The following is a 15,276-nucleotide window of genomic DNA, read 5'->3' on the forward strand; positions in this document are numbered from 1 at the left end:
GGTACCGCATGGCATCGAGCGACCTCCGCGCACCCGTCGGGCAGCAGTTCCCGGCCAAGCAGGGCATGTACAACCCGGCGTTCGAGAAGGACGCCTGCGGCCTCGCCATGGTGGCGACGCTGCGCGGCACGGCAGGGCACGACATCATCTCGCTGGCGCTCCAGGCGCTGCGCAACCTCGAGCACCGCGGTGCGATCGGGTCGGATGCCGGCACCGGAGACGGCGCGGGCATCCTCACGCAGATGCCCGACGAGTTCCTCCGCGCCGTCACCGGTTTCGAACTGCCTCCGGTGGGGGAGTACGCCGCGGGTCTCGCGTTCCTGCCCCGGGACTCGAGTGTCCGTCGCGAGCAGAAGGCCGGCATCGAGAAGATCGCCCGCGCCGAGGGATTGCGCGTGCTCGGCTGGCGCGAGGTGCCCACGGCCAACGACAACCTCGGCAAGCTCGCCGATGAGGCACGCCCGGCGTTCGAGCAGCTGTTCGTCAGCGCCGGTGGCTCGACGCACGCGCAGGCCCCGTTGACCGGGATCGCGCTCGACCGGGTCGCCTACCGTCTGCGCAAGCGCGCGGGTCACGAACTCGGCGCCTACTTCGTCTCGCTCTCCAGCCGCACTCTCGGCTACAAGGGCATGGTCACGACCCTGCAGCTCGAGCCGTTCTACCCCGATCTCCAGGACGAGCGCTTCGCATCGGAGCTCGCCGTCGTGCACTCCCGGTACTCGACGAACACGTTCCCGTCCTGGCCGCTCGCGCAGCCGTTGAGGATGCTCGCGCACAATGGCGAGATCAACACGGTCGGCGGAAACCGCAACTGGATGCGCGCGCGTCAGTCGCAGCTCGAGTCCGAGCTGCTCGGCGATGTCGCACCCCTGCTGCCGATCTGCACCGACGGCGCGAGCGACTCGGCGTCGTTCGACGAGGTTCTCGAACTCCTGACGCTCACCGGCCGGAGTCTGCCGCACGCCATCATGATGATGGTCCCCGAGGCGTACGAGAAGCAGGCCGACATCACGCCGGAGCTGCGCTCCTTCTACGAGTACCACTCGAACCAGATGGAGCCGTGGGACGGTCCCGCCGCCCTCATCTTCACCGACGGCACCCTCGTCGGCGCCACGCTCGACCGCAACGGCCTGCGCCCGGGGCGGTGGACCGAGACGACCGACGGCCTCGTCGTGATCGGTTCGGAGACCGGCGTGCTCACGTTCGAGCCGGAGCGCATCAAGCGCCGCGGCCGCCTGCAGCCCGGCAAGATGTTTCTCGTCGACACGGCGCAGCGTCGGATCGTCGAGGATCAGGAGATCAAGCGCCAGCTCTCCACCATGCACCCGTGGCAGGAGTGGCTGGATGCCGGGGCCGTGCGCCTCGCCGACCTGCCGGAGCGCGAGCACATCGTGCATCCGCCCGCGTCGATCACCCGCCGTCAGCGCACGTTCGGCTACACCGAGGAAGAAGTCCGCATCCTGCTGACCCCGATGGGCCAGACGGGCGTCGAACCCCTCGGCGCGATGGGTTCCGACACTCCGATCGCAGTGCTCAGCAAGCGTCCGCGCCTGCTCTTCGACTATTTCACGCAGCAGTTCGCCCAGGTGACGAACCCGCCGCTGGACTCGATCCGTGAAGAGGTCGTCACGAGCCTCAAGCTCGGCCTCGGACCGGAGAGCAACCTGCTCTCGTGGGGTCCCGAGCACACGCGCACCGTCTCGCTGGACTTCCCGGTGATCGACAACGACGAGCTCGCGAAGATCCGGCACATCGACAAGGCGCTGCCCGACCGTTCGAGCGTCACGATCCGTGGCCTGTACCACTTCGATTCCGGGGCCGCTTCTCTCGCAGACCGGCTCACCGAGATGTGCGCCGAGGTCGACGAGGCGATCGAGAACGGCGCGGAGTTCATCATCCTGTCGGACCGCGACTCGAACAAGGATCTGACGCCGATCCCTTCGCTGCTCATGGTCTCGGCGATCCATCACCACCTCATCCGCCGCGAGAACCGCATGAAGGTCGGTCTCATCGTCGAGGCGGGTGACGTGCGCGAGGTGCATCACGTCGCGACCCTCATCGGCTACGGCGCCTCGGCGATCAACCCCTACCTGGCGATGGAGACGGTCGAGCACCTCGTGCGCACCGGCTACATCACCGGGATCACGCCCGAGAAGGCCGTCAAGAACCTGATCTACGCGCTCGGCAAGGGCGTGTTGAAGATCATGTCGAAGATGGGGATCTCGACCGTGTCGTCCTACGCGGGCGCGCAGGTCTTCGAAGCCGTCGGGCTCAGCCAGGACTTCATCGACGCGTACTTCACCCGCACCGAGTCGAAGCTCGGCGGGATCGGCATCGAGGAGATCTTCGCCGAGAACCAGGCGCGTCACGACTACGCCTATCCGGAGGATGCCGCGGCTCGCGCGCACGAGCGCCTCTGGACCGGTGGGGAATACCAGTGGCGTCGCGACGGCTCTCCGCACCTGTTCAACCCGGAGACCGTCTTCAAGCTGCAGCACTCGACCCGGACGCGTCGGTACGACATCTTCCGCGAGTACACCAAGCTCGTCGACGACCAGGCCGCCGAACTCAAGACGCTGCGCGGGCTGTTCAACCTGCGCACCGGTACCCGCAAGCCCGTTCCGCTGGACGAGGTCGAGCCGGTCTCATCGATCGTCAAGCGCTTCTCGACGGGAGCGATGAGCTACGGCTCGATCTCGCGCGAGGCGCACGAGACCCTCGCGATCGCGATGAACAGCATCGGCGGCAAGTCGAACACCGGTGAGGGCGGGGAAGACGCCGACCGGCTGGTCGATCCCGAGCGCCGCAGCGCGATCAAGCAGGTCGCGTCCGGACGGTTCGGCGTGACGAGCCTCTACCTCACCGAGTCCGACGACATCCAGATCAAGCTCGCCCAGGGCGCCAAGCCCGGCGAGGGCGGTCAGCTGCCGCCGACGAAGGTGTACCCGTGGGTGGCGCGCACGCGCCATGCGACCGCCGGCGTCGGCCTCATCTCCCCGCCGCCCCACCACGACATCTACTCGATCGAAGACCTCAAGCAGCTCATCTTCGACCTGAAGAGGGCCAACCCCGACGCCCGCATCCACACGAAGCTGGTGAGCCAGTCGGGCATCGGCGCGGTGTCGGCCGGTGTCGCGAAGGCGCTCAGCGACGTCATCCTCGTCTCCGGTCACGACGGCGGCACGGGCGCGAGCCCGATGAACTCGCTGAAGCACGCGGGAACGCCGTGGGAGCTCGGCCTGGCCGAGACGCAGCAGACGCTGATGCTCAACGGCATGCGCGACCGCGTGGTCGTCCAGGTCGACGGGCAGCTCAAGACCGGCCGCGACGTCATCATCGGCGCGCTGCTCGGCGCCGAGGAGTTCGGTTTCGCGACCGCACCGCTCGTTGTGAGCGGCTGCATCATGATGCGCGTCTGCCACCTCGACACCTGCCCCGTGGGTGTCGCGACCCAGAACCCCGCGCTCCGCGAGCGGTTCACGGGCAAGCCCGAGTTCGTCGTCAACTTCATGGAGTTCATCGCCGAAGAGGTGCGCGAGCTCCTGGCCGAGCTCGGCTACCGGTCGATCGACGAGATCGTGGGCCGTGCGGACCTCCTCGAGACGAATGCCGCGGTCGAGCACTGGAAGACCGAGGGTCTGGACCTCAGCCCGATCCTCGACGGCCCGGTGTTCCCTGCCGGTGAGCCGCGTCGCAGCGGTCGCGCCCAGGACCATGAGCTCGAGAAGCACTTCGACGTGCAGCTGATCGACATCGCGAAGGGTGCGCTGCTGAACGGCGAGCCCGTCGTCGTCGAACTCCCCATCGCGAACACCGAACGTGCGGTCGGCACCATGCTCGGCCACCAGGTGACGTCGCGCCACGGGGCTGCCGGACTTCCCAAGGAGACCATCGACGTCACCCTGCACGGAACGGCCGGGCAGTCGCTCGGCGCCTTCCTTCCGCCGGGGATCGTGCTCCGCCTGGAAGGCGACGCCAACGACTACGTGGGCAAGGGCCTCTCGGGTGGAGACATCACGATCCGTCCGCCGCGCGGCTCGTCCATCGCGCCGCACGAGAACGTGATCGCGGGCAACGTCATCGGCTACGGCGCGACCTCGGGGACGATGTTCCTCTCGGGTGTCGTGGGGGAGCGGTTCCTCGTACGCAACTCCGGAGCGACCGCGGTCGTCGAGGGCGTGGGAGACCACGCGCTCGAGTACATGACCGGCGGACTGGCCGTGATCCTGGGCTCGACGGGCCGCAACTTCGGCGCCGGCATGTCCGGCGGCGTCGCCTACGTGCACGCGCTCGACACCGCGAAGGTGAACGCGCAGTCCCTCAGCAGCGGAGAGCTTCTGCTCGAGCAGCTGGACCGCGCCGACCTCGAGGTGCTCCGGAGCCTGCTGACGGCGCACGTCGAGCGCACCGCTTCGCCGCGCGCATCCGAGCTGCTGGAACGCTTCGACGAGACCGCGTCCGAGTTCGTGAAGGTGCTTCCGCGTGACTTCGCCGCCGTGCGGAGCATGCGCGAGGAAGCGCTGGCCGAGGGGATCGACCCCGACGGCGACATCGTGTGGAACCGCATCCTGGAGGTGACCGGTGGCTGATCCCAAAGGCTTCATGAAGGTGACCGAGCGGGAACTCCCCGCGCGACGTCCGGTGCCGGTGCGCATCATGGACTGGAAAGAGGTCTATGAGCCCGGCGACAAGGCCGTGCTCCGGCGCCAGGCCGGCCGCTGCATGGACTGCGGTGTGCCGTTCTGCCACTCGGGCTGCCCGCTGGGCAACCTGATCCCGGAGTGGAACGACCTCACCTGGCGGGGCGAGGGCCGCGCGGCCATCGAGCGCCTGCATGCGACGAACAACTTCCCGGAGTTCACCGGTCGCCTCTGCCCGGCACCGTGCGAGAGCTCGTGCGTGCTCGGCATCAACCAGCCCGCCGTCACGATCAAGCAGATCGAGGTCTCGATCATCGACGAGGCCTTCGCGAAGGGGTGGGTCGAGCCCGAGCCGCCCGAGCGCCTCACCGGCAAGACCGTCGCCGTCGTCGGATCCGGTCCGGCCGGCCTCGCGGCCGCCCAGCAGCTCACGCGCGCGGGGCACACCGTCGCGGTGTTCGAGCGCGACGACCGCATCGGCGGATTGCTGCGCTACGGCATCCCGGACTTCAAGATGGAGAAGGGGCAGCTCGAGTCGCGCCTCCGCCAGATGCAGGAGGAGGGCACCCGCTTCCGCGCGGGTGTCGAGATCGGCAAGGACATCTCCTGGCCCGACCTGCGGGCGCGCTACGACGCGGTCGTGATCGCGACCGGCGCCACCGTGCCCCGCGACCTGCCCATCCCCGGGCGCGACCTCGACGGCGTGCACTTCGCGATGGAGTACCTCGTCGAGTCGAACCATGCGGTCGCCGGCGACAAGGTCACCGACCAGATCAGCGCCGAGGGCAAGCACGTCATCGTGATCGGCGGCGGTGACACCGGTGCCGACTGCATCGGCACCGCGCACCGCCAGGGCGCGCTCAGCGTGACCAACCTCGCGATCGGCAAGCAGCCCGCCTCGGAGCGGCCCGACCACCAGCCATGGCCGATGATGCCGACCCTGTTCGAGATGGCCTCCGCGCATGAGGAGGGCGGCGAGCGGATGTTCCTCGCCTCCACCGTCGAGTTCCTCTCGAACGACGTGGGCGAGGTCCGCGCGCTGCGGGTCGCCGAGACCGAGTTCGTCGACGGACGCCGCGTGCCGAAGAGCGGCACCGAGCGCGAGATCCCCGCCGACCTCGTGCTGATCGCGATGGGTTTCACCGGCCCCGAGCAGGACGGCTACACCGAGGACACCCTGCCGCAGGTCACCGACCGTGGCGCCTTCCGTCGCGACTCCGGCTACGAGTCGACCGTCCCCGGTGTGTTCGTCGCCGGCGACGCCGGTCGCGGACAGTCGCTCATCGTGTGGGCGATCGCCGAAGGACGCGCCGCGGCCGCGAACGTCGATCGCTTCCTCATGGGCACCACCGTGCTTCCCGAGCCGGTGCGCCCGCATGATGTCGCGATCGGACTCCAGCCCGCGTAGGCTGAGCGGCGGCACCGTCGCCTGATTCACCTTCCCCCACTTCCATTCAGGAGAATTCTGTTGAGACGCGCGAAAATCGTCGCCACCCTGGGCCCCGCCACCTCCACCTATGAGACGGTGCGCGCACTGATCGATGCGGGGGTGGATGTCGCACGCCTGAACCTCAGCCACGGCGACTACTCCGTGCACGAGAACAACTACGCCAACGTGCGTCGCGCGGCAGATGACGCCGGACGTGCCGTCGCGATCCTCGTCGACCTCCAGGGGCCGAAGATCCGCCTCGGCAAGTTCGAGAACGGACCCTACGAGCTGGCCGTCGGCGACATCTTCAAGATCACCACCGAAGACATCATCGGCAACAAGGAGATCTGCGGCACGACCTTCAAGGGTCTGCCGCAGGACGTCAAGCCGGGCGACTTCCTCCTCATCGACGACGGCAAGGTCCGCGTCGAGGTCGTCGAGACCGATGGTGTCGTCGTCACCACGAAGGTGATCGTGGCCGGTGCCGTCTCGAACAACAAGGGCATCAACCTGCCCGGCGTCGCCGTCAACGTCCCCGCCCTGAGCGAGAAGGACGAGGACGACCTCCGCTGGGGCCTGCGCATCGGCGCCGACCTCATCGCCCTGTCGTTCGTGCGCAACGCGTCCGACGTGACCCGCGTGCACGAGATCATGGCCGAAGAGGGCGTCAAGGTCCCCGTCATCGCCAAGGTCGAGAAGCCGCAGGCCGTCGATGCACTCGAAGAGATCGTCGACGCGTTCGACGCCATCATGGTCGCCCGTGGCGATCTGGGCGTCGAGCTGCCGCTCGAGGCCGTGCCGATCGTGCAGAAGCGCGCCGTCGAGCTGGCCCGCCGCATGGCGAAGCCTGTCATCGTCGCGACGCAGATGCTCGAGTCGATGATCAACAGCCCGGTGCCGACCCGCGCCGAGACCTCCGACGTCGCGAACGCCGTCCTGGACGGCGCGGATGCCGTGATGCTCTCGGGCGAGACCAGCGTCGGCGACTACCCGGTCGTGGTGGTCGAGACGATGGCGCGCATCATCGAGTCGACCGAGGAGCACGGTCTGGAGCGCATCGCGAAGCTCACGACCAAGCCGCGCACTCAGGGTGGTGCGATCACCCTCGCCGCCCTCGAGGTCGCCGAGTTCGTCGACGCGAAGTTCCTCTGCGTGTTCACGCAGTCGGGCGACTCTGCCCGTCGTCTCTCGCGTCTGCGCTCGCGCATCCCGATGCTGGCGTTCACGCCGGAGCCCGACATCCGCCGCCGCATGGCGCTGACCTGGGGCATCCGCTCCACGCTCGTCGACATGGTGCAGCACACCGACCTCATGTATCTGCAGGTCGATGACTACCTGCTGGGGAACGGCCTCGCTGAGGAAGGGGACAAGGTCGTCGTGATCTCCGGTTCCCCTCCCGGAATCGTGGGCTCCACGAACGACATCCGCGTGCACAAGGTGGGCGATGCCGTGAACGGCGCCGCACCGATCTACAAGGAAGCCACCGTCTGATCACGGTGCCGCACGTGGAGGGGCGGGACTTCGGTCCCGCCCCTTCGTCGTCTCCGCGCGTGTCCCGCCCGACCTCGCGCGTCAACCCCTCTGCCTCGCGCGCTCGCGTCGAGTAGGTTCCCGGTATGAGCCCTCCGCACCGACGTGTCGACACCGCAGGACTCGCATTCCGACTGACCGAGAGTCCCCGACCGGTCGGCTCCCACGTGCCGACGCACGTGCTGGTGCACGGGATCGGGATGTCGCACCGATCTCTGTCGCGACTGCATGCGGAGCTCGCTGCATCGACCCGCGTGATCTCGGTCGATCTGCCGGGGTTCGCCGGCCTGCCCAAGCCCTCGGAAGACCTCGACGTGGTGCAGATGGGACGCGCTCTCGCAGACGTCGTCGCGACGCTCGACGAGGGCCGGGTGGTGCTCGTCGGTCATTCGATGGGCGCCCAGTGGGCCGTCGAGGCCGCATTGCACCGCCCGGAGTCGATCACGACGGTCGTGGCGGTCGGGCCCGTCGCCGACGGACGCCGTCGCACCCTGGCCGCTCAGGCGCGGGGGCTCGCCGTGGATACGATGGGCGAGACGCCGCTGGTCAACGCGATCGTCTTCGTGGACTACGTCCGCTCCGGAATGCCGTGGTACTCGCGGCAGCTGCGCCACATGCTTGCCTACCCGATGGAGCGACGTGCCCGTGCGCTCACCGTGCCCCTGCTGGTCGTGCGCGGGGGAGAGGACCCCGTGGCGGGCCGGGAATGGTGCCGTCGTCTCCGTGACGCCGCGCGCGTCGCGCGGCTCGTCGAGATCCCGGGGCATCGCCACGTCGCGCTGTTCTCGGCGCCGCGTGCGGTGGCCGCAGCCATCCTGTTCCACACCGCGACGGCGTGGCCGGACGCGACGCGGATGCACGCCGCCACCGAAGGAGAGGGCGCATCATCAATCCTCTGAAGGGTGCCCTGTGGTGGGTCGCCGACTACGCGTACGCCGCCTACTGGCAGGTCCGGGCCACGTTCGGCCGCACGGACGCGCGGTCGTTCTCCTCGGGGGATGCGGCGCACATCATCGTCCTGCCGGGGGTCTACGAGACCTGGAGGTTCATGCAACCGCTCATCACGGCGCTCCATGAACGCGGACACCCGGTACACGTGATCGACGGTCTCCGCAGGAACCAACGGCCGGTGGCCGAGATGGCCGAGCAGGTCGCCGGCTTCCTCGAGGCGGAAGACCTGTCGGACGTGATCCTCGTCGCCCATAGCAAGGGCGGCCTCGCCGGCAAACTCGTCATGACGGGGCGCGCGGCGGGCCGGGTGCGCTCGATGCTCGCCATCGCGACGCCGTTCGGCGGCTCACGCTATGCGCGGATGATTCCGGTGCGCACTCTGCGGGCATTCTCGCCCGATGATCCATCGATCGTGGGTCTCGCCCGGCAGCTCGACGTCAACACGCGGATCGTCTCGATCTACGCCCACTTCGATCCGCACATCCCCGAGGGGAGCGAACTCGCGGGCGCGAAGAACGTGCGGCTCGACACCGGCGGGCACTTCCGCATCCTCGCGCATCCGCGCGTCCTCGCCGAGCTCGCGGTGCTGGCCGGGTGAGGTGGACGACTACGACTTCAGGCGTCGCAGCGCCGATGCGTCGTGCGCTGCCTTCGCGCCGGTCTTCTCCGACTCGACGATGAACGAGGGCGAGTCCTTCGATGCGGTGAAGTGCTGATCGGCGAAGGTGAAGTCACTCGTCTTCCGCTCCAGCACCTTCCCCCGGGTTCGACCCTGCGAGGTGTTCCAGCTGACCCGATCGCCGACGGCTATGTCCTTCATGCCGCCACGCTAGAACCGCGCAGCTCGGCGCAGATACGGGGTTGACGTCGAGCAGCAGAGGGGTGTTCGGATGCCGTCATCCGCAGTCGCTCGCCGGGGTTCGCCGCTCGCCCAGTGTAGGCAGCCAGAGCAGCAGATCGGGCAGCGCGGCGTAGGCGGCCAGCCCGTGATCGATGTCCGGGTAGGTGTGGAAGGTGACATCCGCCTTCTGGGAGCAGAGCAGCTCCACGTAGCCCTCGGTCGCGCTCGGGCGCACCAGCTGGTCGGCCTCGCCCTGTCCGATGAAGACGGGCACGGTCACAGGCTGCCCGCCCGCGCTGTTCTCCTCGAGCAGGGTCTTCCACGGCTCCGTGGTGGCCGGGTCGCTGGTCACGTAGCCGCCGACGAGCGGGTCGGCGATCGCATGCAGCTCCTTCGTCTCGGTGAGCAGGCAGAGTTGGGCCATCTCGGGGGTCGCCTTCGCGCCGGCGGGCGTGAGTATCGCCGTGATCTCCTCCGAGATGTACCGGTCGGCATAGGCGACCGTGTACGCGGGGATCGCGAGCGAGGCGATCGTCACCCCGGAGAGGTCGATGATGTCATCGGTCATCAGTGCGTTCAGATTCGCCGCCGGCGCTGCCACCGCGACGCCCTGCAGCTTCAGCTCGGGAGCATACGTCGATGCTCGCTCCGCCGCGAAGAGCGCCGCCTGACCCCCTTGCGAATGCCCCCACAGCACGACGCGATCACCTGTGTCCGCGCCGTCGATCCGGCGCGCCGCACGGACGATGTCGAGCACGCTGTTCGACTCGGGCACCCCGAGAAGATACGACGACTGTCCTTCGACGCCCAGACCCGGGTAGTCGGTCGCGGCGATGGCGTACCCCTCGGCCAGCAGCTCGTGAAGGCCCTCGATGTACTGGAAGGGATCGAGCCCGAGCGACGGCGCGCATTTGGCCGCGGCGCCGGTCGTCGGGTGCGCCCAGGAGATGACGGTCCGACCTCCCGCGGGTGCAGGGCCGTCCGGGACGATGACGACGCCGGAGACCGGGACGTCATCGCCCGCGAGATCCGTCGAATGGTAGATCACGCGCCAGGCGCTCGAGCCGGCAGGTGCGCTCGCGATCGGCTCGATGCGGATGATCTCGCCAGGGTCGCCCCCCGGCGCAGGGGAGGGCAGCGTATAGAAAGCCGGGTCGGTCCTGAGGTCGGCCTGACCCTCCAGGTAGCGCCTGGCGAACTCCGCCGCGGCGAGCCCGAGCGCGACGACGAGGATCGCTGCGACGATCAGGAGGATCCGCCGAGACCGCCGTAGTCTGCGGGCGTGCGCCGCGGGAGCGCCGGAGTTCATAGGGACTTTCTAGCGCACTACGGACGTGGGCGGAAGGATCCGGCTCACGGGCATCGGACGTTCTTCTCAGAGGGTGCCGGCGGTGGGACTCGAACCCACACGCCCTTTCGGACAAAGCATTTTGAGTGCTCCGCGTCTGCCATTCCGCCACGCCGGCTCGTGTGTCGCGCCTTCGACTTTAGCGCAGCGGATCGCGCGGGCGCGCCGAGCGACCGCCGGTGCACGGGGCCTCTCCACTAGGATGGATCTGTGACAGAGGAAGAACAGGCTGTAGAGCCCACGGCATCCGCACCCCGACGCGTCGTCGTCGCCGAAGACGAGTCGTTGATCCGTCTCGACATCGTCGAGATCCTTCGCGACAACGGCTTCGATGTCGTCGGCGAGGCCGGTGACGGTGAGACCGCCGTCGCTCTCGCGACCGAGCTGCGCCCCGATCTCGTCATCATGGACGTCAAGATGCCCCAGCTCGACGGCATCAGTGCGGCGGAGAAGCTGCACAAGGGCAACATCGCCCCCGTCGTGCTCCTGACGGCGTTCAGCCAGAAGGAGCTCGTCGAGCGAGCGAGCGAGGCGGGTGCCCTGGCATACGTCGTGAAGCCCTTCACCCCGAACGACCTGCTCCCGGCGATCGAGATCGCTCTCGCCCGTCACGAGCAGATCATCACGCTCGAGGCCGAGGTCGCCGACATGGTCGAGCGCTTCGAGACCCGCAAGCTCGTCGACCGCGCCAAGGGTCTTCTCAACGAGAAGATGGGCCTGAGCGAGCCCGAGGCGTTCCGCTGGATCCAGAAGGCGTCGATGGATCGCCGTCTGACCATGCAGGACGTCGCCAAGGCCATCATCGAGCAGCTCGCGCCGAAGAAGTGAGCCCGGAGGGCTCAGATTGAGCCTGCCGAAATCTCAAGTTCGGCTCGACGCCGAGCACATCCTGCGGCCGGTGCGCGTCGGCGACGGCGCAGCTCTGGCGCGCGCCTACCGTGCGAACCGCGAGCACCTCGCCCCGTGGGAGCCGACCCGCTCCGAGACGTTCTTCACCGAGGAATCGCAGGAGGAGCACGCGCGGCAATGCGTGACGGATGCCGCGTCAGGTCGCAGCATCCGATTCGTGATCGAGTCGGACGACGGCGAGATCCGCGGACGGATGAACCTCAACAACATCGTGCGCGGGGCGTTCTGGAGTGCCGATCTCGGGTACTGGATCGGCGTCTCACGACTGCGACAGGGGCTGGCCTCCCGCGCTGTCGCGCGCGTCGCCGAGTACGCCCGAGACGAGTTGGGTCTGCACCGTCTCCAGGCGGCGACCCTGCTGCACAACATCGGATCGCAGCGCGTGCTCGCCGGTGCCGGGTTCGAGCGCATCGGCCTCGCGCCGAAGTATCTGCGGATCGCGGGGGAGTGGCAGGACCACCTGCTGTTCCAGCTGCTGCTGGAGGAACCTCTCAGCCCTCGGCGGGAACGGCCTTGATCATGTTCGTGATCCGTATCGTGGAACAGCGTCGCCCCTGATCGTCGGTCACGACGATCTCGTGCACCGTGATGCTGCGTCCGAGGTGAACGGGGGTGCAGACTCCCGTGACGACGCCCGACGTGGCGGAGCGCGTGTGAGTCGCGTTGATGTCGACCCCGACAGCGAGGCGGCCGGGACCGGCGTGGAGGTTCGCCGCCATCGAGCCGAGGGATTCTCCGAGGACGACGTAGGCGCCGCCGTGCATGAGACCGACGGGTTGCGTGTTGCCCTCGACGGGGAGGGTCGCGACGCAGCGTTCGAGGCTGAACTCGAGGAACTCCATGCCCATCTTCTGAGCGAGGGCGCCCATCCCTCGGGCTGTCGCCCAGTCGAGTCCTTCGCTCGTCGAGACGTCGCTCATGAATCCTCCTCAGCGGGTGTCTGTCGTCCTCGTTAGGCTGACAGGGTGACGGACTCCGCAAAGCCTACCCTCATGGTCATCGACGGCCATTCGCTCGCCTACCGTGCCTTCTTCGCCCTTCCGGTCGAGAACTTCACGACCAAGGACAACCAGCACACGAACGCCATCTACGGGTTCCTGTCGATGCTGGTGAACCTCATCAAGGCCGAGCAGCCGACCCACCTGGCGATCGCCTTCGACACCTCGCGCCACTCGTTCCGCACCGACGAGTATCCCGAGTACAAGGCGACGAGGTCCGAGACCCCGCAGGAGTTCCGCGGGCAGATCCCGCTGCTGCAGGACTGTCTCGCCGCGATGTCCATCCCCGTGCTCACCAAGGAGGGGATCGAGGCCGACGACATCCTCGCCACACTCTCGAAGCAAGGTGTGGAGCAGGGTTACGACGTGCTGATCGTCTCCGGCGACCGCGACAGCATCCAGCTGGTGAACGACGAGGTCACGCTGCTGTACCCGAACGTGCAGGGGGTCTCGCAGCTCAAGCGGTACGACCCGGCGACGGTCGAGGAGCGCTACGGCGTGCGTCCCGAGCAGTACCCCGACATCGCGGCCCTGGTAGGCGAGACCAGCGACAACCTCCCCGGAGTGCCGAAGGTCGGCGAGAAGACCGCGGTCAAGTGGCTCACCCAGTTCGGCACGCTCGACGAGCTGCTCGATCGCGCCGACGAGATCAAGGGTGTCGTCGGCGGCAACCTGCGCGACCACATCGATGATGTGCGGCGCAACCGCAAGCTGAACCGGCTCCTCACCGATGTCGAGCTTCCGGTCGCACCGGGCGACCTCGCGGTGACGCCGATCGACGCGCAGGCCGTTCGCGACATCTTCGCCCGTCTCGAGTTCCGCACGCTCCTCCCGCGCGTCTTCGAGGCCGTCGGTGCCGGCGAGGTCGCCGACGACCCGGCGTCCGCCGTCGTGATGCCGGAGCCCGCGGAGGTCGCACCCTCTGATCTCGCCGCGTGGGCCGTCGCTCAAGACGGCGACGTCGCGGTGCGGATCGTCACGCAGAACGGCACGCCCGTCCGCATCGGGGTGGCCACGACCAGCGAGCTGCGTGAGTCGGATTGGACGGATGCCGCGCCCGAGGCGCTGCGCGACTGGATCGAGTCCGCGAGCCCGAAGGTCCTGCACGATGCGAAGCCCCAGGTCAAAGCGCTGCTGCGTCAGGGCATGCGCCTCGACGGCCTCGCGTACGACACGAGCCTGGCCGGGTGGCTGCTGCGGCCGAGCTTCCCCGACAAGACGCTCGCCGACCTGGTCGAGCGCTACCTGGGCGAGAAGCTGCCGGAAGCCGATCCCTCTCAGCTCGTGCCCGAGACCGAGGGCGCGACCCCCTCGCAGGAGGCGTGGTTCGCTCTCCGCGTCGCCGATGCGCTGCGCGAGGACATCCCCGAGTCGGTGAACACGGTGCTCGTCGACATCGAGCTCCCCACCCTGACCACGCTCGCCGACATGGAGGTCGCCGGGGTCGCCGTGTCGCACGACGTGCTGTCGACCTTCTCGGGTGAGCTCGCGACCCGGGCCGACGGACTCGCACAGGAGGCGTTCACCAGCATCGGACGCGAGTTCAACCTCGGATCGCCCAAGCAGCTGCAGGAGGTGCTGTTCGAAGACCTGCAGCTTCCGAAGACCCGCAAGACGAAGTCGGGCTACTCGACCGATGCCGCCGCGCTGGCAGATCTGCAGGAGACGCACCCGCATCCGTTCCTGAGCCTGCTCCTGCAGCACCGTGAGGCGACGAAGCTCCGCCAGATCATCGAGTCTCTCGACACCGCCATCGGCGACGACCACCGCGTGCACACGACGTACGTGCAGACCGGAAGCCAGACCGGACGCCTGTCCAGCACCGACCCCAACCTGCAGAACATCCCGGTCCGTACCGAGGAGTCGCGTCGCATCCGCAGCGCCTTCCAGGTGGGCGAGGGCTACGAGGCGCTCCTCACGGCCGACTATTCGCAGATCGAGATGCGCATCATGGCGCATCTTTCCGGCGACGAGGGGCTCATCGAGGCGTTCAACAGCGGTGAAGACCTCCACCGCTTCGTCGGCGCACGGGTCTTCGGCGTCGATCCGAGCGAAGTGACACCGGCGATGCGCACGAAGGTGAAGGCGATGTCGTACGGACTCGTCTACGGGCTCTCGGCCTTCGGGCTCTCCAAGCAGCTGCGCATCGAGCAGTCCGAGGCCAAGCAGCTGATGGTCGAGTACTTCGCCCGGTTCGGCGCTGTCCGCGACTACCTGCGTGCGTCGGTGATGAAGGCGAAGGAGGTCGGCTACACCGAGACGATCTTCGGCCGCCGCCGCCCGTTCCCCGACCTCGCGAGTCCCAACCGCGTCTTGCGTGAGAACGCCGAGCGTGCGGCCCTCAATGCGCCGATCCAGGGGAGCGCGGCCGACATCATGAAGATCGCGCTGCTGCACATCCACGACGACCTGCGGTCCGAGAAGCTCTCGTCGCGAGCGCTGCTGCAGATCCACGATGAGCTCGTGGTCGAGGTCGCCCCCGGTGAGTGGGATGCGGTCGAGCGCGTCGTCCGGAAGCGGATGGGTGATGCCGCCGACCTGCGGGTTCCGCTCGACGTGCAGGTCGGACGCGGTGCCGACTGGAACGAGGCCGCGCACTGAGCGGCCGCGGACAGAACCGATATATCGAG

11 protein-coding genes and 1 tRNA gene are annotated in these 15,276 nt (G+C 68.2%); 8 read left to right on the forward strand and 4 right to left on the reverse strand.

What is annotated here, in order from left to right; translation table 11 throughout:
- The first annotated feature begins 8 nt into the window (after positions 1-8).
- From gltB to DW306_RS11815, 5 genes are all read left to right on the forward strand, one after another.
- On the forward strand, positions 9-4,589 hold the full coding sequence (gltB, locus tag DW306_RS11795; protein ID WP_136055787.1) for a glutamate synthase large subunit: 4,581 nt from the start codon (positions 9-11) through the stop codon (positions 4,587-4,589).
- On the forward strand, positions 4,582-6,048 hold the full coding sequence (locus DW306_RS11800) for a glutamate synthase subunit beta (RefSeq protein WP_136055788.1): 1,467 nt from the start codon (positions 4,582-4,584) through the stop codon (positions 6,046-6,048). Before gltB ends, DW306_RS11800 begins: the two co-directional genes overlap by 8 nt.
- Positions 6,049-6,108: 60 nt before the next feature.
- Complete coding sequence (gene pyk, locus DW306_RS11805) at positions 6,109-7,560, forward strand: pyruvate kinase (RefSeq protein WP_136055789.1); 1,452 nt, start codon at positions 6,109-6,111, stop codon at positions 7,558-7,560.
- Positions 7,561-7,685: 125 nt separating this feature from the next.
- Positions 7,686-8,498: an alpha/beta hydrolase gene (locus tag DW306_RS11810; protein ID WP_136055790.1), complete on the forward strand. Its 813-nt coding sequence runs from the start codon at positions 7,686-7,688 to the stop codon at positions 8,496-8,498.
- Complete coding sequence (locus tag DW306_RS11815; protein ID WP_240747169.1) at positions 8,435-9,148, forward strand: alpha/beta hydrolase; 714 nt, start codon at positions 8,435-8,437, stop codon at positions 9,146-9,148. The genes DW306_RS11810 and DW306_RS11815 overlap by 64 nt, the downstream gene beginning before the upstream one ends.
- Before the next feature lie 9 nt (positions 9,149-9,157).
- Here the strand turns inward: DW306_RS11815 and DW306_RS11820 are convergent, their stop codons facing one another.
- The 3 genes from DW306_RS11820 to DW306_RS11830 form a co-directional block, all read right to left on the reverse strand.
- Positions 9,158-9,370, reverse strand: a complete 213-nt coding sequence (locus DW306_RS11820) for a DUF2945 domain-containing protein (protein WP_136055791.1) — start codon at positions 9,368-9,370, stop codon at positions 9,158-9,160.
- 76 nt (positions 9,371-9,446) lie between these two features.
- A complete protein-coding gene (locus tag DW306_RS11825) occupies positions 9,447-10,700 on the reverse strand; it encodes an alpha/beta fold hydrolase (protein ID WP_136055792.1) in 1,254 nt (417 codons plus the stop codon).
- A gap of 74 nt (positions 10,701-10,774) precedes the next feature.
- Positions 10,775-10,857, reverse strand: a tRNA-Leu gene (locus DW306_RS11830).
- Between the two features lie 92 nt (positions 10,858-10,949).
- On the opposite strand from DW306_RS11830, the gene DW306_RS11835 reads away from it, so the two are divergent.
- The gene (locus DW306_RS11835; RefSeq protein ID WP_136055793.1) at positions 10,950-11,567 is read left to right on the forward strand and encodes a response regulator; all 618 of its coding nucleotides are present in this window, start codon (positions 10,950-10,952) and stop codon (positions 11,565-11,567) included.
- A 16-nt stretch (positions 11,568-11,583) separates the two neighbouring features.
- Complete coding sequence (locus DW306_RS11840; protein WP_240747170.1) at positions 11,584-12,165, forward strand: GNAT family protein; 582 nt, start codon at positions 11,584-11,586, stop codon at positions 12,163-12,165.
- On the opposite strand, the gene DW306_RS11845 is transcribed toward DW306_RS11840, so the two are convergent.
- Positions 12,140-12,568, reverse strand: a complete 429-nt coding sequence (locus DW306_RS11845) for a hotdog fold thioesterase (RefSeq protein WP_136055794.1) — start codon at positions 12,566-12,568, stop codon at positions 12,140-12,142. The two genes, DW306_RS11840 and DW306_RS11845, sit on opposite strands and share 26 nt — an antisense overlap.
- Positions 12,569-12,613: 45 nt before the next feature.
- Here DW306_RS11845 and polA point away from each other — a divergent pair, with 45 nt between their 5' ends.
- The gene (gene polA / locus DW306_RS11850; RefSeq protein WP_205814160.1) at positions 12,614-15,247 is read left to right on the forward strand and encodes a DNA polymerase I; all 2,634 of its coding nucleotides are present in this window, start codon (positions 12,614-12,616) and stop codon (positions 15,245-15,247) included.
- The last annotated feature ends 29 nt before the right edge of the window (positions 15,248-15,276 follow it).

This window comes from Microbacterium sp. K24 (assembly GCF_004794465.1).
Taxonomy (GTDB): Bacteria; Actinomycetota; Actinomycetes; order Actinomycetales; family Microbacteriaceae; genus Microbacterium.

What these genes read in the sequence shown, in the direction of transcription:
- DW306_RS11810 (WP_136055790.1), top strand. Translation starts at nt 7,686, where the DNA reads ATGAGCCCTCCGCACCGACGTGTCGACACCGCAGGACTCGCATTCCGA.
- DW306_RS11825 (WP_136055792.1), bottom strand. Translation starts at nt 10,700, where the DNA reads ATGAACTCCGGCGCTCCCGCGGCGCACGCCCGCAGACTACGGCGGTCT.
- DW306_RS11845 (WP_136055794.1), bottom strand. Translation starts at nt 12,568, where the DNA reads ATGAGCGACGTCTCGACGAGCGAAGGACTCGACTGGGCGACAGCCCGA.
- gltB (WP_136055787.1), top strand. Translation starts at nt 9, where the DNA reads ATGGCATCGAGCGACCTCCGCGCACCCGTCGGGCAGCAGTTCCCGGCC.
- DW306_RS11820 (WP_136055791.1), bottom strand. Translation starts at nt 9,370, where the DNA reads ATGAAGGACATAGCCGTCGGCGATCGGGTCAGCTGGAACACCTCGCAG.